Source organism: Bifidobacterium margollesii (genome assembly GCF_002860355.1).
In the GTDB taxonomy this organism is placed as follows: Bacteria; Actinomycetota; Actinomycetes; order Actinomycetales; family Bifidobacteriaceae; genus Galliscardovia; species Galliscardovia margollesii.
Genome location: NZ_NMWU01000021.1, coordinates 88,599 through 114,747, shown reverse-complemented (window position 1 = coordinate 114,747; position 26,149 = coordinate 88,599). Strand labels below are relative to the sequence as shown.

At 58.7% G+C, this 26,149-nt stretch carries 22 protein-coding genes and 5 tRNA genes; 21 read left to right on the top strand and 6 right to left on the bottom strand.

What is annotated here, in order from left to right:
- Positions 1-28 precede the first annotated feature (28 nt).
- The 3 genes from secG to Uis1B_RS06430 all read left to right on the top strand — a co-directional run bounded on the left by secG (position 29) and on the right by Uis1B_RS06430 (position 3,165).
- Positions 29-277 (top strand): preprotein translocase subunit SecG, encoded by a 249-nt coding sequence (gene secG, locus Uis1B_RS06440; protein WP_101616632.1) that lies wholly within the window; start codon positions 29-31, stop codon positions 275-277.
- Between the two features lie 116 nt (positions 278-393).
- Positions 394-1,236, top strand: coding sequence for an HAD family hydrolase (locus Uis1B_RS06435; RefSeq protein WP_101616727.1), 843 nt, complete (start codon positions 394-396; stop codon positions 1,234-1,236).
- A gap of 363 nt (positions 1,237-1,599) precedes the next feature.
- Positions 1,600-3,165 carry an aminotransferase class I/II-fold pyridoxal phosphate-dependent enzyme gene (locus tag Uis1B_RS06430; RefSeq protein WP_101616630.1) on the top strand — a complete coding sequence of 522 codons (1,566 nt, stop codon included), beginning with the start codon at positions 1,600-1,602 and terminating at the stop codon, positions 3,163-3,165.
- Between the two features lie 56 nt (positions 3,166-3,221).
- Here the strand turns inward: Uis1B_RS06430 and Uis1B_RS06425 are convergent, their stop codons facing one another.
- Positions 3,222-3,749 carry a GNAT family N-acetyltransferase gene (locus Uis1B_RS06425; RefSeq protein ID WP_101616628.1) on the bottom strand — a complete coding sequence of 176 codons (528 nt, stop codon included), beginning with the start codon at positions 3,747-3,749 and terminating at the stop codon, positions 3,222-3,224.
- A gap of 37 nt (positions 3,750-3,786) precedes the next feature.
- On the bottom strand, positions 3,787-5,151 hold the full coding sequence (gene brnQ, locus Uis1B_RS06420; protein ID WP_101616626.1) for a branched-chain amino acid transport system II carrier protein: 1,365 nt from the start codon (positions 5,149-5,151) through the stop codon (positions 3,787-3,789).
- Between the two features lie 812 nt (positions 5,152-5,963).
- Between brnQ and Uis1B_RS06415 the strand changes: the two genes are divergently transcribed.
- A complete protein-coding gene (locus Uis1B_RS06415; RefSeq protein WP_165782767.1) occupies positions 5,964-7,130 on the top strand; it encodes a pyridoxal phosphate-dependent aminotransferase in 1,167 nt (388 codons plus the stop codon).
- A gap of 130 nt (positions 7,131-7,260) precedes the next feature.
- Here Uis1B_RS06415 and tal read toward each other — a convergent pair whose 3' ends face one another.
- Both tal and tkt read right to left on the bottom strand, forming a co-directional pair.
- Positions 7,261-8,364 (bottom strand): transaldolase, encoded by a 1,104-nt coding sequence (gene tal, locus Uis1B_RS06410; RefSeq protein WP_101616621.1) that lies wholly within the window; start codon positions 8,362-8,364, stop codon positions 7,261-7,263.
- Positions 8,365-8,469: 105 nt separating this feature from the next.
- Positions 8,470-10,572, bottom strand: a complete 2,103-nt coding sequence (gene tkt, locus Uis1B_RS06405) for a transketolase (protein WP_101616619.1) — start codon at positions 10,570-10,572, stop codon at positions 8,470-8,472.
- Between the two features lie 348 nt (positions 10,573-10,920).
- Between tkt and hrcA the strand changes: the two genes are divergently transcribed.
- Both hrcA and dnaJ read left to right on the top strand, forming a co-directional pair.
- A complete protein-coding gene (hrcA, locus tag Uis1B_RS06400; protein ID WP_101616724.1) occupies positions 10,921-12,012 on the top strand; it encodes a heat-inducible transcriptional repressor HrcA in 1,092 nt (363 codons plus the stop codon).
- A 173-nt stretch (positions 12,013-12,185) separates the two neighbouring features.
- Complete coding sequence (dnaJ, locus tag Uis1B_RS06395; protein WP_101616617.1) at positions 12,186-13,331, top strand: molecular chaperone DnaJ; 1,146 nt, start codon at positions 12,186-12,188, stop codon at positions 13,329-13,331.
- A gap of 131 nt (positions 13,332-13,462) precedes the next feature.
- Here dnaJ and Uis1B_RS06390 read toward each other — a convergent pair whose 3' ends face one another.
- Positions 13,463-14,254 (bottom strand): fructosamine kinase family protein, encoded by a 792-nt coding sequence (locus Uis1B_RS06390; RefSeq protein ID WP_101616615.1) that lies wholly within the window; start codon positions 14,252-14,254, stop codon positions 13,463-13,465.
- A 133-nt stretch (positions 14,255-14,387) separates the two neighbouring features.
- Between Uis1B_RS06390 and Uis1B_RS06385 the strand changes: the two genes are divergently transcribed.
- Positions 14,388-15,314: an undecaprenyl-diphosphate phosphatase gene (locus tag Uis1B_RS06385; RefSeq protein WP_101616613.1), complete on the top strand. Its 927-nt coding sequence runs from the start codon at positions 14,388-14,390 to the stop codon at positions 15,312-15,314.
- Positions 15,315-15,500: 186 nt separating this feature from the next.
- Here Uis1B_RS06385 and Uis1B_RS06380 read toward each other — a convergent pair whose 3' ends face one another.
- Positions 15,501-16,331 carry a PAC2 family protein gene (locus Uis1B_RS06380; RefSeq protein WP_243390282.1) on the bottom strand — a complete coding sequence of 277 codons (831 nt, stop codon included), beginning with the start codon at positions 16,329-16,331 and terminating at the stop codon, positions 15,501-15,503.
- A 185-nt stretch (positions 16,332-16,516) separates the two neighbouring features.
- Here Uis1B_RS06380 and Uis1B_RS06375 point away from each other — a divergent pair.
- From Uis1B_RS06375 to sucD, 14 genes are all read left to right on the top strand, one after another.
- A tRNA-Gly gene (locus Uis1B_RS06375) sits at positions 16,517-16,589 on the top strand.
- Between the two features lie 32 nt (positions 16,590-16,621).
- Positions 16,622-16,692, top strand: a tRNA-Cys gene (locus Uis1B_RS06370).
- A gap of 24 nt (positions 16,693-16,716) precedes the next feature.
- Positions 16,717-16,788 (top strand) — tRNA-Val (locus Uis1B_RS06365).
- A gap of 50 nt (positions 16,789-16,838) precedes the next feature.
- Positions 16,839-16,911, top strand: a tRNA-Val gene (locus Uis1B_RS06360).
- A 22-nt stretch (positions 16,912-16,933) separates the two neighbouring features.
- Positions 16,934-17,009 (top strand) — tRNA-Gly (locus Uis1B_RS06355).
- A gap of 278 nt (positions 17,010-17,287) precedes the next feature.
- Positions 17,288-19,318 carry a threonine--tRNA ligase gene (gene thrS / locus Uis1B_RS06350; RefSeq protein WP_101616611.1) on the top strand — a complete coding sequence of 677 codons (2,031 nt, stop codon included), beginning with the start codon at positions 17,288-17,290 and terminating at the stop codon, positions 19,316-19,318.
- A gap of 57 nt (positions 19,319-19,375) precedes the next feature.
- Positions 19,376-20,134, top strand: a complete 759-nt coding sequence (locus Uis1B_RS06345) for a YebC/PmpR family DNA-binding transcriptional regulator (protein ID WP_101616609.1) — start codon at positions 19,376-19,378, stop codon at positions 20,132-20,134.
- Positions 20,135-20,158: 24 nt separating this feature from the next.
- On the top strand, positions 20,159-20,740 hold the full coding sequence (ruvC, locus tag Uis1B_RS06340; RefSeq protein ID WP_101616607.1) for a crossover junction endodeoxyribonuclease RuvC: 582 nt from the start codon (positions 20,159-20,161) through the stop codon (positions 20,738-20,740).
- Between the two features lie 76 nt (positions 20,741-20,816).
- A complete protein-coding gene (ruvA, locus tag Uis1B_RS06335; protein WP_101616605.1) occupies positions 20,817-21,431 on the top strand; it encodes a Holliday junction branch migration protein RuvA in 615 nt (204 codons plus the stop codon).
- An 80-nt stretch (positions 21,432-21,511) separates the two neighbouring features.
- Positions 21,512-22,516 (top strand): Holliday junction branch migration DNA helicase RuvB, encoded by a 1,005-nt coding sequence (gene ruvB / locus Uis1B_RS06330; RefSeq protein WP_423734869.1) that lies wholly within the window; start codon positions 21,512-21,514, stop codon positions 22,514-22,516.
- A 234-nt stretch (positions 22,517-22,750) separates the two neighbouring features.
- Positions 22,751-23,230 carry a preprotein translocase subunit YajC gene (locus Uis1B_RS06325; protein ID WP_243390281.1) on the top strand — a complete coding sequence of 160 codons (480 nt, stop codon included), beginning with the start codon at positions 22,751-22,753 and terminating at the stop codon, positions 23,228-23,230.
- Positions 23,231-23,350: 120 nt separating this feature from the next.
- Positions 23,351-23,929, top strand: a complete 579-nt coding sequence (locus Uis1B_RS06320) for an adenine phosphoribosyltransferase (RefSeq protein WP_101616721.1) — start codon at positions 23,351-23,353, stop codon at positions 23,927-23,929.
- Positions 23,930-24,002: 73 nt separating this feature from the next.
- Positions 24,003-25,205, top strand: a complete 1,203-nt coding sequence (gene sucC, locus Uis1B_RS06315) for an ADP-forming succinate--CoA ligase subunit beta (protein WP_101616598.1) — start codon at positions 24,003-24,005, stop codon at positions 25,203-25,205.
- Positions 25,202-26,125 (top strand): succinate--CoA ligase subunit alpha, encoded by a 924-nt coding sequence (gene sucD, locus Uis1B_RS06310; RefSeq protein WP_101616596.1) that lies wholly within the window; start codon positions 25,202-25,204, stop codon positions 26,123-26,125. Before sucC ends, sucD begins: the two co-directional genes overlap by 4 nt.
- Positions 26,126-26,149: the final 24 nt, after the last annotated feature.

Genomic DNA, 26,149 nt, shown 5'->3' with positions numbered 1-26,149 from the left:
ACTCAAGATCGATTTTCGGAGGTAACAAGTGACTATCGTCAAGATCATTCTTGAAATCATCGTGGTGATTGCCAGTGTGTTGCTCACACTGCTCATCCTGATGCACAAAGGCAAGGGTGGCGGTCTTTCCGACATGTTTGGCGGTGGTCTGACGGCGAATGCCGGCACCTCCGGCGTGGCGGAGAAGAACCTCAACCGGCTTACGGTGATCGTGGCGCTGATCTGGGTGGCCATCATCATCGCCCTCGGTCTGATGACCAAGTACGGCATTGGATGATTTTTCCCGTCGCCGTACGATATAGGATTTGAACCCGCGGATGTTCGCCACCCGCGGGTTTTGTTTTGCGAACGGAACAACTGTGAATCAGAAATCGGAGCATGTTCATGAATCATATGGCTGGTAGCGCCGCCGGTGCACTCGATCTGGTGGTCGTCGATCTTGACGGCACGCTGCTGCATGATGGCGAAACGTTCGAGCAACGCTACCTGACGCAGTATTCCATTGATGCGGCAAACCGGCTGCGTGATGCGGGCGTGCGTTTCGCGGTTTCCACTGCCCGACCGGTCAGCACGGCAAAACCTTTGATCGATCGTCTTCCGGTGGACGCCTGCGTTTATCTCAACGGCGCGCTCATAGATTTCGCTCCTCGAAAATCCGATTACGCGTTGCTGACCAGCGGCAGGGTGCCCGATGACGGTCACTTGCTGAGAATCGGGTTCTCCTCGCAGCGTGCATGTGAGATCTGCCGTCTGCTGCTGGACGAGTTCCCTGATCTACGGCTTGGCATAGTCATGAACGACGTTCGATACACCAATTTCGACGTCAGCGTGTTCTGGCGAACTCAGACATGGAGGATGACGGATTTCCATGATGTACCAATGGGCGTGGCTGACAAGATCATCATCTTTCCGGAGCCTGGACAATGTCGGCGGCTTCGTGAGCTGATTCCTCCGGATTTCGACGTCAGCATCAGCGAAGGTGTGATGTGGATGCTGATGAATCCTCTGGCCAACAAGGAACATGCGTTGAACCTGTTGGCTGAACACATGCGGATACCGTTGAATCGAACCGCGGCGTTCGGTGATGATCTCATCGACATTGCCATGTTGCAGGCGGCCGGTCGGGGAGTGGCCGTGGCAAATGCCAATCCGAAAGTCATCGATGTGGCCGATGAAATCTGTCCTGCCAACAACGATGATGGTGTGGCCAAATGGTTCAACGCGTATCTATCGTAGTTTGAATCCTCAAGGAATAAGGTTTTGAACCTCTGCTGATCCGGTGCTGGGGACTGGATCAGCAGAGGTCTTTTTATGCTGTATCGCAATATTCCGCAGCTTTGATGTAATCTAAAGCTATCATTTATTGATCACAACGCAACCAGTCAATTTTGGATAGGCTATCTGTTGTTGATCGGTGCTATGACGTCATTGTCGATCGGTTGGATTCGGTAAGAATTTCTATTCATCGAATGAGCTTAAGAAACAACGCTGAACTTCGTTCTTACGGAATTGAACTACGTATCAGGGTTTACTGTGAACTTTGTAGTATGATCTGTATCGGCTGTGAAATTGAACTCGGAAAAGTCAGGGGAGCCGACGATGAGTACGGAAATATTCGCTGCGAGATTGAACCAAGCCATGGCCCTTCGCCGCATGAAACAGGTCGATTTCGTTCACGCCGCCGCGGTTCATGGTGTGAAGCTCGGCAAAAGTCATATCAGTCAATACGTCAGTGGGAAGACGATGCCCAGAACCGATCTTCTGAACTTTCTGGCATCAACGTTGAACGTCGATCCTCAGTGGCTGATGGGCGAAGACGCTCCTATGAACGCTTCCGCAGACGTTTCCTCGACATCGTCGGAGGGCGGTCCCGCCTCCACATCCTCCAGCACTTCCATCCCCACCATGCCCCGTCAGAATCCAGCACAGAAACCGAAGGTAACCACAATGCGCACATTCGCGAAATCCACGAAACTCGACAATGTCCTCTACGATGTCAGGGGGCCGGTGGTCGACGAGGCTCTTCGTATGGAGGATGCCGGCATCCATGTTCTTAAACTGAACATCGGCAATCCAGCGCCGTTCGGATTCCGTACCCCGGACGAGGTCATCTACGATATGCGTCAGCAGCTCACCGATTGCGAGGGATATTCGCCATCCAAGGGCCTGTTCTCCGCGCGTAAGGCGATTATGCAGTACGCCCAGCTAAAGAACATCCCCAACGTCTCCATCGGAGACATCTACACCGGCAACGGTGTCAGCGAGCTGATCAATCTGAGCATGTCCGCCCTGCTTGACAACGGCGACGAGGTTCTGGTCCCCGCTCCCGACTACCCGCTGTGGACGGCCTGCGTGAATCTGGCCGGAGGCACCGCCGTACACTATCTGTGCGACGAGCAGTCCGACTGGTACCCGGATATGGACGACATCCGCAGCAAGATCACTGACCGCACCAAAGCCATCGTCATCATCAATCCGAACAACCCCACCGGTGCTCTTTACCCTCGAGAAGTGCTGGAACAGATCGTCGAGATTGCGCGCGAGCATCAGCTCATCATCTTCTCCGATGAGATCTACGATCGTCTGGTCATGGATGGCGAACAGCACATCTCCATCGCGTCCTTGGCGCCCGACCTGTTCTGCGTGACCTACAGCGGTCTGTCGAAATCCCATATGATCGCCGGATACCGCATCGGATGGATGGTGCTTAGCGGCAACAAAAGCATCGCCAAGGACTACATCGAGGGCATCAACATGCTGTCGAACATGCGTATGTGCTCGAACGTGCCGGGGCAGTCGGTCGTGCAGACGGCCCTTGGCGGTCATCAGAGCGTCAACGACTATATTGTTCCCGGTGGCCGCATCTACGAGCAGCGGGAGTTCATCTACAACGCGCTGAAGGACATTCCCGGTATCAGTGTGGTGAAGCCGAAAGCCGCGTTCTACATCTTCCCGAAGATTGATGTCAAGAAGTTCAACATCGAGGACGATGAGAAGTTCGCGCTGGACCTGCTGCACGACAAGAAGATCCTGATCGTGCGGGGCGGAGGGTTCAATTGGCCGTTCCCCGATCATTTCCGTGTCGTTTACCTACCCCGTATCGAGGTGCTTAAGGACGCGACGGCCAAGCTCACCGATTTCCTGAGCTACTATCACCAGAACTGATCGCGGACGTCGGCATCGATGCGAGGCTGCGTTCGATCTGTGATGGTTCGGATCGCTCAGAACGTAAGACGCATCTGATGCCAGACCGCATTGCCGTGCGTTGAGGAGGAGATGCCTTCATCCACGTATCCGAATCGGGAGTAGAATCCGACGAGCCTGTTCTTGCACGTAAGCACAAGTCCACGGCGTCCGGCTACTCGGGTGTCGTCGATCACCCGTCGCATCAGACGGCTTGCGTACCCTTGATGCTGGAAGTCGGGGGCCGTGTCGACGCCGAAGATCATCTGCCAGGCTCCGTGGGGATCATGCTGAGAGGCATCCTCGTACATGTCGTCGGTGAGATCGCGCCGATCGGTGGCGAATCCGTTGATGAACGCGGCGATGTCGTATCGGCCATCGTTCGTGATGTTGCCGTCGGTCAGAGTCGGCACGCAAAGCAGCCAGAAGCACTCCGGATAGGAGTCGATACGCTCTCTGATCGTCTCGACTCCCGCCGCTTCCGCCTTGGGGAAGCAAAGCCGCTCGATATCCGACAACTCTGCAACGTCCTCGATGGTCGCATGTCTGATCAATGGTTCGGTCATGATCACTCCTCCGTGACTTGGGTTCGTGGTTCGTCGGCTATCTGACGGCCGGCGTCCCCGTCGATCTACGTATCAGTGAATCGGCTACGCCGCAGACCATACCCATCATGGCTGGTGTCATCCATCCAAGCTGGTAGTTTTGCAACGGCAGCAGATTCAACAGTGCATCCAACCATGGTATCGATCCTCCGAACACGACGACTAGCGAGGAAATGCAGCCGGTAAACGACGGAATCGCCACAAGCGTTACCGTCCAAACATATATGCGGGAGAACCTTGAGCCGAGTATGCGGTGGGTGAGTGCGAGCAACACCAGCACGATCGCTATCGGATACAATGCCGACAGTACCGGTACCGACACCTTGATGATCAAGCTCAGCCCGGCATTCGACACGATGAAGCTGAACACGGTGAACAGCATCTGCCATGTACGATAACCGATCCTACGCCCCGCAACGACCGGGAATTTCATATGGAAATACGAGGCACAGGTGCAGATCAATCCGGTGCAGACGTTCAGGCATGCGATGACGAACACCAGACCGAGGAATATGGTGCCTTCCGTACCGAACATCGCCGTCGTCAGATTGGTGAGCACCGTGGCTCCGGTATCCGTCTTCGGATCTATCCGGCTGATCGAACCGGACACCATGCCCACGTAGCTTAAAGCACCGTAGATGACGATCAGCAGCACGCCGGTTCCCAGACCTGCATATGCGGTTTCCATTTGGACCTGACGTTCGTCATCGATGTTCTGCTCGCGGATGTTCGCGGAGATCACGATGCCGAAATACAGTGCGGCGAGCAGATCCATTGTCTGGTATCCGTCGAGAAAACCACGCGCCATTTGATCCGTTTCATAGTCTCCCATTGGAGTGGATGGTGTGCCGACACCATGAACGAGACACACGATGAACAGTACGGCGATGAATATGAGCAGCAGCGGACCCATGAACCGGCCCAGTACCTTCGAGAGCTTCTCGGGATGCTGGGCGAACAGAAACGACAGGGAGAAGAAGATCAGGGAATAGAGCAGCTGTGAGAATCGTACCGTATCCGTCGGTATCAGGGGGACGACCATCATTTCGAACGATGTGGTCGCCGTGCGGGGGATCGCGAAACAGGGACCGATGGTGAGGATGATGGCCATGCCCAACAGCAATGCGAATCCGGGGGAGACCCGTTTGGTGAGACCATCGAATCCGCCTGAAAAGGTGACCGCCATCACGCCCAGTATCGGTAGGCCCACCGCCGATACGATGAAGCCGATGGCCGCGGGCATGGTGCTACCGCCGGCCTGAGCTCCTACGAACGGTGGAAAGATCAGGTTGCCGGCGCCGAAGAACATCGAAAAGAATGTGAATGTCATGACCAGACGCTGACGTGCCTTGAATTTCCTCACTGGTGGACCTCTCTTCCGTGAATGACCTCCCTACTGTAGCAAGGCGGAGAGCCGGTCATCATCGTCATTGATCAGGTGTCGGGACCATAGCGTCATCATGGTTGGGTAAATCCGTGTCGTGAAAGGGTGGAACAATACCACACGGCACGCCGATAACAGAATCAGGCAGCTACATCGATATTCCCGGATTAGCGATTTTATTGGCTAACTGCTGTTGCGTTAGCCCACGCTTAAGCCTTAAATCCCTAAGACTCATAATTTTTCCCACCTCTCACTAAAAAATGTTCAGTGGGTCCGATTGTACTAACAAGGAGCGGCTGGACACCGAAGTGCCTAGCCGTGATGGTCAGCCTACGAACAGGCGGGGTTGTCCGTCGAACAGTACGACGACACGACGCCCAACGAGTCGTATCTCAAGAGTATGCACGTTGCCGCACGCACCCTTGAACTGGAGACCTATCAGTACATGTTGCCGCTTACGTGGTTTCATGATAATATCTCCCTGTAGTTGAATTGGAGCCGCAAGCAATCGCAAGAACGCTTGCGGCTTATTACTATCACTCATCGCCCATAGACAATTCCATGCCGGACATATGGGCACCTTGACGACTCGCCACGGCACGTACCAGTCGGATCATATGAGGTTGTATGCCGACCGATCTAAACCGTGGTCATCCGAAGGGGTTTCGGCTCGTTCCTCAAGAGAACCTACAATGATTGGCAACACTGTAATGCTGCCGATAATAAGGGGAAAACAGCATCGCATAATCCGTCTGCGGAGCGTGCGAGGAAGTTTGGGAAAGAGGTTTGTCATGCCATCTGTTTCGCATCGTGCCCTGAAGGCGCTGTATCCCAGTGTTCGGGAGATGTTCGAGCTTGCGGCGGGGGAGCCGGAGGCGATTTCATTCGCCATAGGAGAGCCTGGCTTCGACACTCCGCGTACGATGATCGACGCCGCATACCGGGCCGCCGTTCATGGAGACACCCATTACACGCCCAATCGCGGTACGTCGTCTCTTCGAAAGGCGTGGTGCGAATATCGTCTGGCGCAGGACGGAACCGACTATGATCCGGCAACCGAGATCATCATCACCACAGGCGGAATGGAAGCCATATATCTAGCGTTGATCGCCACGCTGGACATGGGGGATGACATTCTGGTTCCCGATCCGGGATATGCGAACTATTTCGGTCAGGCGCAGATGGTTCAGGCGAACGTGGTGCCGGTACCGTTGTTCGAAAGTCACGGATTCCGTATGCAGGCGAGGGATGTGGAGGCGGCGGTGACGCCGAAAACCCGTGCCCTGCTGCTGAACTCTCCATCGAATCCCACGGGAGCGATCATCGATCCCAATGAGCTGGCGGACATCGCGGAAGTCGCGGTGCGGCATGATCTATGGGTGATCAGCGACGAGGTGTATCGGGCATTCGTCTACGACGACGATGTCCGATGCCTGTCCATCGCATCGATGCCGGGCATGAGGAATCGAACCATCGTCGTGGACTCCTTCTCCAAGACCTTCGCCATGACCGGATGGCGCATAGGATGCGCGTTTGGCCCGAAACCAATCGTCGACCGTATGTCGGTGATGCAGGAAAACGTCGTTTCATGCGTGCCCGGCGCATTGCAGACCGGTGCTGTCACCGCTCTCGACGGGGCGTCGAACATCCTTGTCACGATGAAGAACGCTTACAGGAGAAATCGCGATATGGTGGTCCGGGCCGTGGCGGACATGCCGATGGTGACCTGCAATGTTCCGGATGGTGCGTTCTATATTCTCATCAATGTGTCCGCCACAGGGATGGACGATCATGAGTTTGCCGTACGACTGCTGCATGAGGCCAAGGTGGTGGTCACGCCGGCTTCAGGATTCGGCTCCCGCGGCAGGGGATATGTGAGACTGTCCTATGTCGGCACTCCGGAGGATACCGCCGAAGGACTCAGACGCATGAGGACATGGCTGAACCGATTGGCATGAAAAAGCCGTGGGATATCCTGGCCGGAAGACGGTCGGATACCCCACGGCTAACGCCGGAGAGGCGGATCCGCACACGGATCATGCACGAGGTATGCCGTTATAGTGCGGGATCATCCAATGGGGTGGTACCTCAGGCGTTCACGCGGTCGATGCCGGCCTGAACGTCGGACAGCACGGAATCCCAGGACTTGATGAAGGCGGCGACACCGTCAGCCTCAAGCTTGTCGGTGACGGCCTTGAAGTCGATACCCAGATCGGCGAGCTTGGCCATGATGGCGTGGCTCTCCTCGTAGGTGCCGGCGATGGTCGGAGCGCCGTTGCCGTGGTCGGCGAGAGCGTTCAGGGTCTTCTCCGGCATGGTGTTGACGATGTGCGGGGCGACCAGCTCATCGACGTACTTGCAATCGGAGTAGGCCGGGTTCTTGGTGCCGGTGGAGGCCCACAGCGGACGCTGCTTCTTGGCGCCCTTGGCTTCGAGGGCGGCCCAGCGGGGATCCTCGGCGAACTTCTTCTCGAACAGCTCGTAAGCCAGACGGGCGTTGGCCACGGCGGCCTTGCCTTCGAGAGCCTTGGCCTCGTCGGAGCCGTTGGCTTCCAGCAGCTTGTCGACGGCGGTGTCCACGCGGGACACGAAGAAGGAGCCGACGGAGCCGATATGCTTCAGGTCGTGGCCGTTCGCGTCGGCCTGGGCAATGCCCTCGATGAAGGCGTCGATGACCTGCTCGTAGCGCTCCAGCGAGAAGATCAGGGTAACGTTCACGGAGATGCCCTTGGCCAGCGTGGCGGTGATGGCCGGCAGACCTTCGAGGGTGGCCGGGATCTTGATCATGGCGTTGGGGCGGTTGACCTTCTCCCACAGCTCCACGGCCTGCTTCTCGGTGTTCTCGGTGTCATGGGCCAGACGGGGATCGACCTCGATGGAGACGCGACCATCAACGAAATCGGTCTTCTCGGCGACCTCGCGGAAGATATCGGTGGCGTTGCGCACGTCGGTGGTGGTGAGCTCGCGGATGGCGGTCTCCACATCGACCTTGCCGAGCTCCTTGAGCTGGGCGTCGTACGGACCGACCTGGCTGAGGGCCTTCTGGAAGATGGACGGGTTGGTGGTCACACCGACGACGTTCTTGTCGGCGATGAGCTCCTGCAGGTTGCCGGACTCGATACGGGTGCGGGACAGGTCGTCCAGCCAGATGGAAACGCCGGAATCGGACGTACGCTGAGTTGCAGCAGTCATATGTAATCTCCTTGTTGTTGTTATCCCCGGTTCTCCAAAACAATCGGAGAACCGGAAAATCCTACTGTTCGTTTGTCTGTTTGGGCTTGGAAACGAGAACCGGACTCAGGCCTGGGTCTCGGCGATCGAAGCCTTGGCGGCCTCGACAACGTGCTCGGCGGTGATGCCCAGATCGATCAGGTTCTGCGCACCGTTGCCCTGCAGGCCGAACTGCTCGATGGAGACGGGCTTGCCGTAGGAGCCGAGGTACTTGTACCACGGCATCGCCACACCGGCCTCGACGGAGACGCGGGCCTTGACGGCGGCCGGCAGCACGGCCTCCTTGTACTCGGCGTCCTGTTCCTCGAACCACTCGAAGGACGGCACGGAGACCACGCGGGCCTTGATGCCTTCCTCGGCCAGAGTCTTTGCCGCCTTGAGGGCGAGCTGGACCTCGGAGCCGGAGCCCATGAGGATCACATCCGGAGTGCCTTCGGCGTCGGCCAGCACATAGGCGCCCTTCTTCACGCCGTCCTTGGCCTTGGCCGCGGTTTCGGCGAGCACCGGAAGACCCTGACGGGACAGCACCATGGCGGTGGGCAGGGTGTTCTTCTTCTCGAAGAAGTAGCGATAGGCTTCGGCGGTTTCGAAGGCGTCGGCCGGGCGGACGACCTCGAGCTGGGGGATGGCGCGGAAGGAAGCGAGATGCTCGACCGGCTGGTGGGTCGGGCCGTCCTCGCCCACGGCCACGGAGTCGTGGGTCCACACATACAGGTTCGGGATCTCCATGAGGGCGGCCAGACGAACGGCGGAGCGCTCGTAGTCGGAGAACATGAAGAAGGTGCCTCCGAACGGACGGGTGTGGGAGCCGAGCAGGATGCCGTTGGTGATGCAGCCCATGGCGAATTCGCGCACGCCGAAGTGCAGCTGGCGGCCGAACTCGTTGCAGACGGGCCACTGAGCGGTGGCGCACTCCTCGGGGGCGAAGGTGGCCGCACCCTTGAGGTCGGTCTTGTTGGAGCCGCCGAGATCGGCGGAGCCGCCCCACAGTTCGGGCATGACTGCCGCGATGGCGTTGAGCACGGAGCCTGAGGCGCCACGGGTGGCGACGTTCTTGCCGACTTCGAAGGTGGCCTCGAGGTCGTCGAGGGCCTTGTCGAAGCCTTCGGGCAGTTCGCCGGCCTTCAGACGGTCGTACAGGGCCGCCTTGTCCGGGTTGGCCTTGCGCCAGGCTTCGTACTTCTCGTCCCATGCGGCGTGGGCGGCCAGACCGCGTTCGGCCACCTTGCGGGCGTGGGCGAGCGCCTCTTCGTCGACCTGGAAGCTCTGCTCGGGGTCGTATCCGAGCAGCTTCTTCAGGCCGGCGACGGCCTCGGCGCCCAGCTTGGAGCCGTGCGAGGAGGGGTCGTTGGTCTTGCCCGGGGTCGGCCAGGCGATCAGGGAGTGGACCTTGATGAGCTTCGGCTGATCGGGAGCGGCCTTCTCGGCCTTGGCGATGACGTCGGCCAGACCTTCGATGTCCTCCTTGTAGGAACCGTCGGGCTGGATGAAGCTGAATTCGTCGGTATACCAGCCGTAGGCCTGGAAGCGCTTGAGCACGTCCTCCGCCAGCACCAGGTTGGTGTCGCCTTCGATCTGGATGCGGTTGGCGTCGAAGATCACGGTCAGGTTGCCGAGCTTCTGGTTCGCGGCCAGGGCAGCGGCTTCGCCGGAGATGCCCTCTTCGATGTCGCCTTCGCCGCAGATGGCCCAGATCTTGTGATAGAAGGGGGAGTCTTCCTTCGGGGTCTCGGGATCGAGCAGACCGCGCTGGAAACGTTCGCCGTAAGCGAAGCCGATGGCGGAGGCGAAGCCCTGTCCCAGCGGACCGGTGGTCATTTCGATGCCGGGGGTCAGGCCGTATTCGGGGTGGCCCGGAGTGCGGGTGTCGGCGCCGCCGCGGAAGTGCTTGAGATCGTCCAGAGTCAGCCCATAGCCGGAGAAGTACAGCTGAACGTACTGCGTGAGGGAGGCGTGGCCGCCGGAAAGGATGAAGCGATCACGACCTTCCCAGTTGGGATCGTTCGGATCATGCTTGATGAAATGCTGGTACAGCGTGTAGGCGATGGGAGCCAACGAGACCGGGGAACCGGGGTGGCCGCTTCCGGCGTTCTCGACCGCATCGGCCGAAAGGACCTTGGCCATCTTGATGGCGCGCTCGTCCAGTTCAGTCTCCTTGAATTCGGTCATGAATCAACTTTCCTTCCAATCGGACGGATCCGATGCGCACGTTCTAGCCGAGAAGCGTTCCGCTTTGGCTAGAACGTGCGCATCGGCTTCATTTGCTCTTTCATGCTAACCCGGCACGAAGACTTCACGGCACATTTCCTTACGCTGTTTGTTTGAAAAGTGTTCACGCTTGTTTATTTTTGTTCGATTAAGCCTTGGGTTAGCACTCTTCTGTGTCGAGTGCTAAAAAAGAAGGAAGCATGATGATCATTGCGATGTCATCGATGTTAGGGCTTCGCAATGTAGTGGACATGTCGCGACACGCGGCAAGAGACATCCAAGGAGGCTGACGTGACGAACGAGCGACGCATGTTGGTGCTCCGCGCCGTCATCGAGGACTATATCCGTACTCAGGAACCGGTGGGGTCCGGCGCCCTGACACGGGGGCACCGGCTCGGAGTGAGCTCGGCGACGGTCCGCAACGATATGGCGGCGCTGGAGGATGAAGGGTATCTGATCCAGCCCCACACCTCCGCAGGACGCATACCCACTGAGAAGGGATACCGGTATTTCGTGGACAAGCTCGCTACGGTGGTGCCGCTTTCCAAGGCGCAGCGTCGCGGTATCAGGTCGTTTCTTTCCGGATCGGTGAGTCTGGACGACACGTTACGGCGATCCGCGCAACTGCTTGCACAGATCACTGGTCAGGTGGCGGTGGTGGCTTCTCCGTCTTTGGCCAGATCCGCTCTTCGTCACATCGAACTGGTACCGGTCTCCACTGTCAGCGTGCTGATGGTGGTCATCACCGACACCGGGCGGGTGGAACAGCGTACCATCATCGTGGCCGACAGGCCGTCCGATGTCGAAATCGCCGGCATCGGATCGCGTATCAATGCGAACAGCATGGGCAAATCGCTCAGAAGAGCGGCGTGTGACGTGCAGTCCTCGGCTCAGGATGAGCCTGCCGGCACATCCCGGGCGCTGATCGAGGCGGCGTCCCGTGTGCTTGACGAAATGGCCACTCAGGAGAGGACCAGCAACCTCTACATGGCGGGCACGGCCCAACTGGCGCACGGCCAATCGGCGGATATGAGCGTCATAGCCCCGCTGTTCGACGCGCTGGAGGAGCAGGTGGTGCTGATGAAGCTGATGACCACGTTGAGCGAGGTGACGCAATGCCACGGCGTAGGCATCGCCATCGGCTCCGAAACCCATACCCCCGGCCTGCTCAACGCTTCGGTCGTCACATCGGGATACGGCCAGTCAACCGCGGGCGATGACGGGGATCACGAGGGCGGTGCATCCGCTTCGGGAAGCGAACCGGTGGCATTCGTCGGTTCCATCGGCCCGACCCATATGGATTATGCGACCACGATATCCGCGGTAAGGGCCGTGGCCAGATACCTCACCGAAGTCATCGCCAACGAGGAGGATCCGCATGCCGATGATGAAGCCCAGTAGTGGTTGAGCAGCCTTGCGGTCGGTCCGGACCGTCTCTTATGGCACAATATTCGACTGGAGACGGCATGCATCCACGGCACCGCGGACACCGCGGGAATCGGGGATCGGACGGAACGCTACGACAACACATCGAACACGCAATACAGGAACACACACACGGGAAAGATTGATCAGTGGCTGATTATTACGAAGTATTGGGCGTCGACAGGAACGCCAGCGAAGAGGAGATCAAGAAGGCCTATCGCAAGATGAGCCGCAAATATCATCCCGATATCGCCGGTCCCGAATTCGAGGACAAGTTCAAGGAGGTGAATTCCGCCTACGAGGTGCTTTCCGATACGGAAAAACGTCGTATGTACGATCAGGGAGTGGATCCCAACAATCCCAATGCCGGAGGATTCTCCGGCTCGGCGGGATTCGATATGGGCGACATCTTCGGCCAGTTCTTCGGTCAGGGATTCGGTGCTTCCCAAGGACCGGTTCCGCGCACGCAGCCGGGACGGGATTCGCTCGCCAACGTTACCATTGATCTGAAGACGGCCATTTTCGGCGGAACCGCTCATGTGGACATTCGCACCATGGCGTTGTGCCCTGACTGCAAGGGCAGCGGCAGCGCGGGAGGAGCCCCGACCACTTGCCCCGATTGCCAGGGTCGAGGATTCGTGCAGAAAGTGGTGCGCACCATGATCGGCCAGATGATGTCGTCCGCGCCCTGCGAGCGATGCGAAGGTCACGGCACCATCATCGAGAACCCCTGCCCGAGCTGCATGGGACACGGCCGGGTGCGGAGCAAGCGCAACGTCGGCGTTTCGATTCCGGCAGGCATCCACGACGACACCCGTCTGCGACTGGCCTCACAGGGCGAAGTGGGGGAGTGCGGCGGCACGGCCGGCGACCTCTACATTGACGTTCGCGTCGAACCGGACAAGACATTCGTGCGTGACGGCGACGATCTGCACTGCTGGATCGAAGTGCCCATGAGCTGGGCCGTGCTCGGTCATGATTTCGAACTCGACACCTTCGACGGCAAGCGATCCATCGACATTCCCGCCGGCACCCAGCAGGACGACACCGTGACGGTCGACGGGCTCGGTGTCACCAAGCTTCGGTCCACCAAGGGAGAACGCGGCGACATCATCGCCCACATCGTGGTGCATATTCCGACCAAGCTTACCGATGATGAGCGTGACCTGATCGAGCGGTTCGCAGCCCAGCACGACAACGGGGCCGCGCATAAGGTCGCATCGCAGTCCCGGCCGGGGAAGTCCACTGGTAAGCCAAAGGGCTTCTTCGGCAAGCTCAAGGACGCACTGAGCTGATCGTGCGCTGAAGGTGGGTGTTTCCCGCTGCATGGGAAACACCCACCTGAGGTGGCGAGCAGAACTGTTCCCGACGAACATCACACAGTCCCACAGTCCGGACGGCGGCACCGGGATGACGGCTCCGGCCGTCATCCAAGCAGTGAACGACACATTGAACGGAATTCGTTTACGTAGCCGCCTCCGAAGAACACGCAATGGCCCGCGATCGGATACAGCTGCCACAGCGTATACCGTTCCTCGTATCCGCTTTTCAGCGGGTGCACCGATTGATAGCCGTCCATGATCTGGCCGAGATACGACATGCCGAACAGATGCAGCATCGCCAGATCCTCCTCGCGATGCCCTCCGTGCGCTGCGGGGTCGATCAGCACGGCTTCGGTGGATCCGGAATCGTTCGTCCACATCACATTGCCGCTCCAGAGATCGCCGTGAATGCGAGCTGGCTTGTCCTTGACCGCGCCTCCCAGCAATTCCGGAAGCGCGTCGACCACCTCACCGATCATTTCCAGGTCTCGATGATCCAGTTCGTGACGCTCGATTCCCAGACGCACCATAGGCAGCAGTCTGCCCTCAGTGAAATACGTGATCGGATCCGTCCACTCGCCGGTCGCCATCGGCACCGGGTCCTGAAGTGGGCCGAAATAGCATGTGCCGTGATATCCGTCCGGTGCGGAACCGAAATACGGCGCTCCGAAATCATGCATATGCGCCAATGCCGCGCCGAAGGCGTAGGCGGCTTTCGGCGTGGGGGAAGCGGAAGCGATCCGCTCAATATCCAGATAGTCGTTCGACCAGTCCATCACACCGGCCACACGGGGGCCTCCCGAGGCGTGCGCCTGAGCCAGCCATTGCAATCCGCGTCCCTCGCATTCGAAGAAACCCTCAGGCGCCCAACGACGACTTTTGCGATATACGGTCATGGTAAAACTCCTTCCATTGCAGTTCATTGTGGGCATTCTGCGAGACATCCACGCGTCTGAGCATCGAATTAGAGGGCTGACGGTATGGTTTTCCACGTACCTTTGATGATTGAAAGAGTGACAACGAGGGGACATGAATTTCTTCCAAGCTATTTTCCTGGGGCTGGTGCAGGCTTTGACCGAATATCTGCCGGTGTCGTCCAGCGCCCATATCCGTATCGTCGGTGATCTCATGATCGGTTCCGATCCCGGGGCCGCCTTCACCGCGATCATCCAGATCGGCACCGAGCTTGCGGTGCTGCTCTACTTCCGACGTGACATCATCCGAATTCTCGGAGCGTGGTTCGGATCCCTCTTCGGCAAGGAAGGCAAGGATCTCAAGAGCCGTCTCGGCGCGCACAATCCCGATACCCAGATGGGCTGGTATATCATCATCGGTACCATGCCGATCCTCATCGCCGGTGTGCTGCTGAAGAACGTGATCGAAACGACGCTGCGTAATCTGTGGATCACCGTGACGGTGCTGGCCCTGTTCGGCGTGCTGCTGTGGATCTTCGATGCCAAGAAGCCGCAGATCAAGACGATGAATCGCATGACCGCGAAGGACGCCATCATCTTCGGCATCGGTCAGATGCTCGCCTTGATTCCGGGCGTCTCGCGTTCCGGTGGCACCATCACCTTCGGACGAGCCATGGGCTACACTCGCGAGGCCGCCGTACGGGTCGCGTTTCTGATGGCCATCCCCGCCGTGTTCGGTGCGGGCATTCTTGAATCGGTTTCCGCGGTCAAGGACGTCAGCGCCTGCGCGGTCGCCAACGATCCCGCATCCGAAGCCTGCCTCGGTGCAGGCATGTTCCCCGGTTGGGGTCCGACGATCGCAGCCACGCTCGTATCCTTCTTCGTGGGCTATATCGTCATCATCGGCTTCCTGAAGTTCGTCTCCACATTTTCCTACAAGGCTTTCGCCATCTATCGAATCGGCCTGGCCGTGGTGGTGGCCATTCTGCTGCTCACCGGCGTGCTTCCGGCCATTGATCCCTCGGCCGTCGCAGGGGCATAGAACGTAGTAGGGGCATAGAACAACAGGCGAATACAGTCTCGCCCTCCAGGGAAGGACGCTATCGTATACGATAGCGTCCTTCCCTGGGCCGAAAATCGGGGGCTGTGACATCGGATCGATACGATGTCACAGCCCCCGATTTCATGTTCCGATGACTTGGTTCGGGCAGTCTGATCTGCCGTAGGCTCAGTCTTCCGGTGCGGCGGGATGATCGAAGGATCGAAGAAATTCCTCGGTCTCCTCTACCAGCTGTTTCGCATGCGGTGCTGAAACATCGGCATCGCTATCGCCGTGCTCGTCCATCAGATGCTCCAGATGATGGACGTAGTCGGAAAGATCGTCATTGCATCGGACCAGCATATCCGCCTGCAATCTCCACTTCTCGGTTGCCGCAGCGAGATCGCCTTCCTCCAGTGCCAGATCCATGATCGAGGAAAGCTCATTGAGCAAACGAAGCGTGCCCGCAGGGCATTCATCCCCTCCCAGATACTGCGGAATCGAAATCCACAGGGATTCCGCTTCGAACCCATCCTCTGCCGCCTGATAATTCAGCACCGTCGGAATACCGATCGGTCCGCAATAGGAGTCCTCGGCGGCGTCGTCGTCATCTCCGCAGGAATGGCTCAACGGCAGAGCTCGGGTATGCGTGCACTCGGCGAACATCGATCCCAACGTGATGACGTTCGTCACATCGCATTCATCGGCGAAGCGCAACGCCCTTTGACAGAAATCCGACCAATGGAAGTTCGGCTCGGGGCCCATCGCCACGTAGAACGTGTTGTCCGGGTCGGCCTTCACCTCGTAGAACGTGGTCTCGGGCCACACGATACGGCGATGCCCCTGGACGTTGCACAGCATGGGTCTTGACGACTGATAGTCATAATACGAATCGCAGCAGATATGACCGATCTCCCGTGACTCATACGTGTCCAGCAGATGGCGGATCGTGTCGGTGGCCGCCTGACAGGCGTCGTTCCATCCTCCGAACGCGACGATCATGAACCGCCTTTTGCTCATACTCTCTTTCATGGTTTCCACACTACCGGCTTGGTGATCACGGTAAGGGGCTGTTAGCCCAACGAGAACTCTGCGAGATCGGTGAATGGCCATCTGTACGACACGCCGATTTGCCAGACCTGTGTGCTCTCGCTATATTAGTTACTCGTGCTTGCCGCTCCGATGAAAATCGTTGCGAAACACATGCGGACATAGCTTAGTTGGTAAAGCGCGACCTTGCCAAGGTCGAGACCGCGGGTTCGAGTCCCGTTGTCCGCTCTAAGGTCCGAAGAGTTAATTTGAACCTTTACGGTGGGTTAGCCAAGCGGTTAGGCAGCGGCCTGCAAAGCCGTATAGACGAGTTCGACTCTCGTACCCACCTCGACTCATTACAGAGTATTCAACCGGGCGGTTGGCGCAGAGGTAGCGCACTTCCCTGACACGGAAGGGGTCACAAGTTCGAATCTTGTATCGCCCACGATCGCGGAGTCACCTTCGCCTTCGATAATTTGATATCCGAAGCAATTCGGGCGATTGGCGCAGCGGCTAGCGCACTTCGTTCACACCGAAGGGGTCGCAGGTTCGATTCCTGCATCGCCCACTTGATGGTTCCGATCATCATTGCGGACATAGCTTAGTTGGTAAAGCGCGACCTTGCCAAGGTCGAGACCGCGGGTTCGAGTCCCGTTGTCCGCTCCATATCGCAATATTCCAGATCATGGGATTCCAAATCACGAGACCTTGAATCGTTAAGCCGCCCGACAGATTCGGGCGTTTTTTTTTGTTATCGGATCCGTGCTCCCATGCGCTGTATCCTCCATGATTCATGATCCGGAAATGTTATTCGAATCACGTTTCCCGGTCCGGGCCCCGCCAATGGTCGATCTTGTCTTCGTCAACGCTTACTCTTGCTACGTCAAGTTCAGTCCAGGCCTGCACATTAGTAACGCGGACCCCCGATAGCAAAGGACAACACCATGGCGCAAGCTACCATCTCCATTACGGTCAACGACGAAACGAAGGAGGTGGAAGCAACCACCACCGGCGTCGAGCTGTTCGCCGACGACAGGAACATCATCGCCGTTCGTCTCAATGGCGAGCCCCGAGATCTGTACACGCCGCTTCATGATGGCGACAAGGTCGAGCCCATCGCTCTGGACAGCGAGGACGGTCTGGCCATCATGCGTCACTCCGCCACCCATGTGATGGCTCAGGCGGTGCAGCAGATTCGCCCTGATGCCAAGCTGGGCATCGGACCGGTGATCAAGAACGGCTTCTACTACGATTTCGATGTGGACGAACCGTTCACTCCGGCCGATCTCAAGGACATCGAGAAGCGCATGCAGCGCATCATCAAGTCCTCCCAGACCTTCCGCCGCCGTGTGGTCACCGAGCAGGAGGCCCTTGAGGAGGAGAAGGATCAGCCCTACAAGATCGAGCTGATCAAGGACAAGGAGGCCCACCTCGACCCGGAGGCGGCCACCGAGGTGAGCGAATCCGAGCTGAGCTTCTACGACAACGTGGACCGTGACGGCAACGTGGTGTGGAAGGACCTGTGCCGCGGACCGCACCTGCCCAACACCCGCTTCATCAAGGCGTTCAAGCTGGAGCGCAGCGCCGCCGCCTACTGGCGCGGCAGCGAGAAGAATCCGATGCTGCAGCGCATCTACGGCGTGGCGTTCTTCACCAAGGAGGACCTCAAGGAGTATCAGGCCAAGCTGGAGGAGGCCGCCAAGCGCGACCACCGCAAGCTCGGTCAGGAAATGGATCTCTTCTCCTTCCCCGATGAGATCGGTCCCGGTCTTGCCGTGTTCCATCCGAAGGGTGCGGCGATCATCAACGCCATGGAGGACTACTCCCGCGAACAGCACCGCAAGCATCACTACAGCTTCGTGCAGACCCCGCACATCACCAAGGGCGGACTGTACGAGACCTCCGGCCACCTGCAGTGGTACAAGGACGGCATGTACCCGCCGATGCGCCTCGACGAGGAACGTGACGAAAACGGCAACATCACCAAACAGGGATTCGACTACTATCTCAAGCCGATGAACTGCCCGATGCACAACCTGATCTTCAAGTCCCGCCAGCGTTCCTACAAGGAACTGCCGCTTCGTCTTTTCGAGTTCGGCACCGTATACCGCTACGAGAAGTCCGGCGAGGTTCACGGACTGACCCGCGTGCGCGGTCTGACCCAGGATGATTCCCACATCTACTGCACCCGTGAACAGATGAAGGATGAGCTCAAGAGCCTGCTGAACTTCGTCCTTGGACTCCTCAAGGACTTCGGTCTCAACGACTTCTACCTCGAGCTGTCCACCAAGGACGAGCACAAGTTCGTCGGTTCCGACGAGATCTGGGAGGAGGCCACCAACACGCTGGCCGAGGTCGCCAAGGAATCCGGTTTGGAACTGGTGGCCGATCCGGGCGGTGCGGCCTTCTACGGGCCGAAGATCTCCGTGCAGGCTCGGGACGCCATCGGTCGTACCTGGCAGGTCTCCACGATTCAGCTCGACTTCAACCTGCCCGAACGATTCAAGCTTGAATACATCGCGGCGGACGGCACGCATCAGCGTCCGGTGATGATCCACCGCGCGCTGTTCGGATCCATCGAACGGTTCTTCGCCATTCTGCTCGAGCACTATGCCGGCGCATTCCCGGCATGGCTCGCTCCCGTGCAGGTGACCGGCATTCCCGTGGCCGACGAGTTCGCCCCGCATCTGGAGCAGTTCATCCATGATCTCGAAGACAGCATGGTCCGCTGCGAGATCGACTCGTCGGACGACCGTTTCGGCAAGAAGATTCGCAACGCGTCCAAGTCGAAGGTTCCGTTCATCCTCATCGTCGGTGAGGAGGACATGAACAACGATGCCGTGAGCTTCCGCTTCCGGGACGGTAGCCAGCTCAACGGCATTCCGGTGGACGAGGCGAAGGCGAAGATCCTCAAGGCGATCAGCAGCCGTGCGCAGATCAACTCCGCGGACGATTTCAAGACCGCTACGGACTGATGTCGTCATACCTGCATAAAATCGCTATGTTTAACAATCCGATTCTTTAGGAGAGTCATGTCAGGACATTCCAAGTGGGCGACCACCAAGCACAAGAAGGCGGCCATTGACGCCAAGCGTGGCAAGCTCTTCGCCAAGCTCATCAAGAACATCGAGATCGCGGCCCGTCAGGGCGGCGGAGACCCGGATGGAAACCCGGCTCTGTACGATGCCATCTACAAGGCCAAGAAGAACTCGATGCCGGCCGATAACATCAAGCGTGCCGTCAAGCGCGGCTCCGGCGAGGAGGCTGGCGGTGCCAACTACGAGGACATCGTCTACGAAGGCTACGCTCCCGGTGGCGTCGGCCTGATCATCGAATGCCTCACCGACAACCGCAATCGCGCGGCCGCCGATGTGCGTTCCACCCTGTCCAAAGGCGGCGGTTCGCTCGCCGAGAACGGTTCCGTGAGCTTCAACTTCGAGCGTAAGGGCGTGATCGTTGTTCCGTCCGAAGGCATCGATTTCGATAACCTGTTCGAGGTCGCCGCCGAGAACGGCGCCGAAGACGTGGTCGAGGAGGGTGACGTCTTCACCGTCTACACCGGTTCCTCCGATCTGATCGCCGTTCGCAAGGCCCTGCAGGAAGCCAAGATCGATTACGATTCGGCCGAACTCGAAATGGTGCCGACCAACAAGATCGATCTGGATCTTGACGGTGCCCGCAAGGTGTCGAAGCTCATCGACAACCTCGACGATCTGGACGATGTGCAGAACATCTACAGCACATGGAACCAGACCCCGGAGATCATGGAGCAGTTGGACGCCGAGGAATAGTCCTCGCCTTCGACGAACGATTCCATGATTATTCTTGGAGTTGACCCCGGTTTGACCCGTTGCGGCGTCGGGGTCGTGGAAGCCGGCGCATTCCGCCGGCTTTCCTTTATTCATGTTGATGTGGTGCGTTCCGATCCGCACGAGTCGCAGGATCTGCGCCTGCTGAGAATCTACAACGGGCTGTGCGCCAAGTTGGATGAGTTCTCCCCGGACGCGGTCTCCATCGAACGTGTGTTCGCGCAGTCCAATCGCAATACCGTGCTCGGTACCGCGCAGGCGGCCGGACTTGCCATGCTCGCCGCCGCGCAGCGCACCATTCCCGTGGCATTGCATACGCCGACCGAAGCGAAGCTCGCCATCACCGGCAACGGTCAGGCCGAAAAGATTCAGGTGGAGCGCATGGTGACCAGAATCCTCAACCTCAACACGTTGCCAAAGCCAGCCGACGCCGCTGATGCTCTGGCACTGGCGATCTGCCATGCTCTGCGACCTTCCGGTGCATTGCAGGGCGGAGAGCGCGAGCAGCATCTCACGCCGGCGCAGCGTCAGTGGGCGGAAGCCACGCGTAAGGCCTCGCATGTTCGTGGTGTACGCCGGGGCATGTAAGATATCGAACACATGTTCGGATATGATTCCGAGCGTGATATCCATCGTATGGACGAATAATCGCTGAGGAGTCGACATGATCGCCAGTCTCAACGGCACGGTATCGGCCGTGACCAAGGATTCCGCCATCATCGACGTGCATGGTGTGGGGTATGAGGTACGTATGCCCGGCTCGGAGCTGGCCGATATGCATGTCGGTCAGCAAGCCATGGTGTTCACGAAGCTTAATGTGTCGCAGGATGCCATAGCGCTGTATGGGTTCAAAACGAAGACGGCCAAGGACCTCTTCCTCAGTCTGCAGAAGGTCAGTGGCATAGGTCCCAAGGTGGCGTTATCCGTCGTCTCCACATTGGGCACCACACAGCTGCTCAGCGCGGTGGCCAACGGCGATGCCGCGGCTCTCGCCAAATCTCCCGGTCTGGGCAGGAAAGGTGCGCAGAAGATCATTCTGGAGCTCAAGGGGAGTATCAACCTTGACGAGCTCGAAAACGCCGAGACGCCTGCCGTGCAGCAGGATGAGGGCGTCGACCAACTGGTGGAGGCACTCATCTCCCTGGGATGGCAGCAGCGGGATGCCCTGTATGCAGTAAAGCGTGTGCTCAAGGAACGTGATCATCAGGGATCCGTCACCGCGGATGAGGTGCCGGAGCTGTTGAAGGTCACGTTGGCTTCCATGGATAGGGGACGTTGATGAATCTGCATGAATCCGAAGGCGCCGTGCAGAATGGTGTCGTGCAAAGCAATGCGGACGCCAGGGAGGAATCCCTGCGCATGGTTTCCGCGTCGCCGATCAACGGAGAGCCTGTCAGTGACGAGGAACTCCGCCCTTCCGGCCTTGACGAGTTCATCGGCCAGCCTAGACTCAAGGCACAGATGAAGCTGTTCCTCAATGCGGCGATCAAACGCGGCGTGGCTCCTGACCACATTCTTCTGGCTGGTCCGCCTGGTCTGGGCAAGACCACGCTGGCCATGATCGTAGCCCACGAACTGGAAAGCCCCATTCGCATTACGTCCGGCCCCGCCATCCAGCATGCCGGGGATCTTGCCTCGATACTGAGCTCTCTGGAGGAGGGCGAGGTACTGTTCATCGATGAGATCCATCGACTGCCCAGGCCGGCCGAGGAACTGCTGTACATCGCCATGGAGGATTTCCGTGTGGATGTCGTGGTGGGCAAAGGTCCGGGAGCCTCCTCGATCCCTCTGACGTTGCCTCGGTTCACCGTGGTGGGCGCCACCACTCGCGAGGGGATGCTTCCCTCTCCTCTGCGTGCAAGATTCGGTTTCACTGCGCATCTGGATTTCTATCCACGCGACGAGATGCGACGGTTGATCATCAGATCCGCCAAGGTGCTGGCGGTGGGCATAGACGAGGACGCAGCGGATCAGCTGGCCCGTCGGTCCCGCGGTACACCCCGAATAGCCAATCGTCTGCTCAGGCGTGTAAGGGACTGGGCGGTGGTGCATGATCTCGATCATGTCGATATCGATGCCGTCACTCAGGCGTTGGATCTCTACCAGATCGATACGGAGGGTCTGGATCGTCTTGACATGGCAGTGCTCAAAGCCATCTGCGGCAGCTTCGGCGGAGGGCCGGTTGGATTGAACAATCTTTCCGCCATGGTGGGAGAGGAGTCCGAAACCGTGGAGACCGTATGCGAACCGTATCTGGTTCGGGAGGGCTTCATGGTCCGTACGCCGAAAGGCAGAGTCGCGACGCTCAAGGCGTGGCGTCATCTGAATATGCGGCCGCCGGAAGGAGCCGAACCGTCATTCTGATGGCTGGTATCGTCTGATGGTCGTCGGTGCTGGCTGATGGCTGATACCAGCCGTTAATGCAACGTCCTGATACCAGCCGATCGGAAGCCGACGATGGTGCGGAATATGGACTTTTGACGGGCTTTGTCATCACACTGTTCTAGCCTGAACTGGTCGGTTCCGTCGAGCGATACACGAGCGTTCGGAACGTAGCAAACTCGCTGTAAGGAGAATCTTCGCAACATGGATCAAAACATGATGTTTCTTGTCCTCATCGTCGTCGTGATGGTCGGCATGATGTGGTGGCAGTCCCGTAAGGCCAAGCAGCAGCAGGGCAAGACTCAGGACTTCCGTTCCAATCTGAAGCCCGGTGATCAGGTGGCGACGTTCTCCGGTCTCATCGGAACGGTGGAATCCGTGGATCTCGACATCGATCAGATCGTCATCAACTCCGAGGGCACGCTGAGCCGCTGGCGCATTCAGGCCGTCACCGAACCTCCGGTCGTGCCGAACTATGTGAGCGACGAGGAGTTCGCGAAGCAGCAGGAGGAGGAGAAGGACCAGGAGGAGCAGACCGCCGAACCGAACGACGTTACCGAAACGGTAAACGCCGAAACGGTGGAGACTGCCGGGAACGACGCCGATCAGACCCCGCGTGAGGAAGAGCAGTCCGAGGGGGAGAACCCTGAGAACAGCTCCGAGAACTCCGAAAACAAGGAATCCTCCGCCAAGTAACATTCAATGCAGGAACCTGCCGTATGGTGGTTCCTGCATTCTTATGTCGTATGCGTCGGGGCCGCAATGGCTTCGGCGCTGTTTATAGTCAATGTCAACGCATCAGCAGAGGTAATGAACATGGCTTCGGATATCTCCATCAACAGTCTTTCTCTCGTCGGTCAGGAAGATGCCGACTATCTGGTATCGCTGATCAGAACGACTCCCGGATTCCCCAAGGAAGGCATCAATTTCAGGGATTTCATGCCGGTACTCGCTGATCCACGTGGGCTTTCCATCCTCATCGATGCGTTGGTCAAGGCGCTGCCTGTATCCATCGACGAATTCGATGCCGTAGCCGGGATGGAATCCCGCGGGTTTTTGATCGGGGTCCCTCTGGCGCTGCGTTTGGGCAAAGGCTTCATCGCGGTGCGCAAAGCCGGTAAATTGCCGCCGCCCACCAAAAAAGTGGAATATGCCCTGGAATACGGAACCGCCGCCATCGAAGTCGAGGACGATGCGATCAAACCGGGTGCGCGAGTGCTGATCGTGGACGATCTGATCGCCACAGGTGGAACTGCGAGCGCGGCCAGAACGCTGATCGAGGAGCACGGCGCCACGGTGGCCGGCTACAGTTTCGTCATGGAGCTTACCGGTATTCCCACGCCTTCGGAGCTCTCCGCGTATAAGCGCTCCTCGCTGGTGACCATGCCGGCCTGACCGCGATCACCGGCTTGGCCGTGATTCAACAAACCGTAATAACCATCGAAAGGAAACAAGGGGAACAGTTCAGATGGATCTGTATGAATATCAGGCGCGCGAGCTTCTTGAGGAGGCCGGTATCCCGACTCCCCGCGCCATTTACGCGCAGAATTCCCATGATGTGGCGGAAGCCGCCAAGCGTATCGGCTTCCCATGCGTCATCAAGGCCCAGGTCAAGATCGGACATCGAGGACAGGCCGGTGGGGTGAAGATCGCGCGCAATCTCGACGAGGCCATTCTCATTTCAGAGCAGCTGTTCCCCATGACCATCCACGGTCATAAGGTCAACGGTGTCCTGGTCGCCGAAGCGAAGAACATCATCCATGAATACTATGTCTCCATTTCCGTGGACCGCACGTCCCGCGACTACGATGTATTGGCCACGGCCAATGGCGGCACCGAGGTGGAGGAGCTCGCCAAGTCTCATCCCGAATCGGTCAAGCGGCTTCACATCGGACCTCTCGACGATTTCGACATCGAAGCGGCTCGTGACATGGCGTCCCAGATCGGGTTCTACCATGCCGACGGAGAACAGGCCGCCGAGATCCTGCTGAAGATGTGGCAGGCCTTCCATACCAACGACGCCACACTGGTGGAGATCAATCCTCTGGCGAAGATCGGCGACCCGGACGACGAGGACAGCAAGTCGTTGTGCGCCCTGGATGCCAAGATCTCCCTTGACGGCAATGCCGCCTATCGGCACGACGGCTGGACTCGCTTCGTCGATCCCAATGAGGGCGATCCGCTGGAGAATCAGGCCAAGGCCCTCGGATTGCATTACGTGCATCTCGATGGCGAAGTCGGCATCATCGGCAATGGCGCCGGCCTGGTCATGAGCTCCCTTGACGCCGTTGCAGGAGCCGGCAAGCGGCTTGGCTCCGACGTCAAGCCGGCCAATTTCCTCGACATTGGCGGCGGCGCATCCGCGTCGGTCATGGCGGAGAGTCTGGAGATCGTTCTTTCCGACAGCAAGGTCCGATCGGTGTTCATCAACGTGTACGGTGGTATCACCTCCTGCGAGGAGGTCGCCAATGGCATCCTCGAGGCCATCGACAAGATGAACAACATCCGTCCGATCGTGGTGCGTTTCGACGGCAACAAGGCAGAGGAAGGGCTGCGGATTCTTTCACAGGCAGGCAATTCGCAGATTCAGGTCGCCGATACCATGGAGCAGGCTGCAGAGCAGGCGGCTCGTTTGGCGGACGACGCGAAGAACAGGGGAGAGGCACGATGACGCTTTTCGTACAGGATGGAACGCCGGTCATTGTTCAGGGCATGACCGGACATCAGGGCATGACCCATACCGAGCGAATGCTCAATGCGGGCACGAGGATCGTCGGCGGTGTCAATCCACGCAAGGCAGGCACCGAGGTTGCGTTTGCCCTGTCGGATGGTACCAACGCCAACATCCCGGTCTACGCCAACTGCTCCGAGGCCAGGGAAGCCACCGGGGCAAAGGCCAGCGTGGTGTTTGTGCCGCCGCGATTCGCCAAAAGCGCGATGGTCGAAGCCATCGAGGCGGGCATCGAACTCATCGTCGTCATCACCGAAGGCGTACCTGTTTCCGACACCGCCTATTGCGTGGCTCTTGCCCGCAGGAAAGGCGTTCGCATCATCGGGCCGAACTGCCCCGGATTGGCCACGTTCGGTGAACGCGAAGGGTCGAAGGGCGTCAATCTCGGCATCATTCCCGATGGCATCGTCAAGCGTGGTCCCCTGGGACTGGTTTCCAAGTCCGGTACGCTGACCTATCAGCTGATGGGCGAGCTTTCCGACATCGGTTTCACCGCTGCACTGGGTGCCGGCGGCGACCCGATCGTCGGCACCACGCTGCTGGAAGCCGTTCAGGCATACAACGACGATGACAACACCAAGGCCGTGGTGATGATCGGTGAGATCGGCGGTGGCGCCGAACAGGAAGTGGCCCAGTGGGCCAGCAAGCATATGTCCAAGCCGTTGGTGGCCTACATCGCCGGCTTCACCGCTCCCGAAGGCAAGCAGATGGGTCATGCAGGTGCCATCGTATCGGGAGGCAAGGGCACCGCCAAGGAGAAGAAGGAGGCGCTGGAAGCGGTCGGCATTCGTGTGGGACAGACTCCGGGGCAGACCGCGCAGATCGTGCGTGAGATTCTGACATCCAACGCTATCCGATGAATCCAAGGCTCAGACCATTCCTCG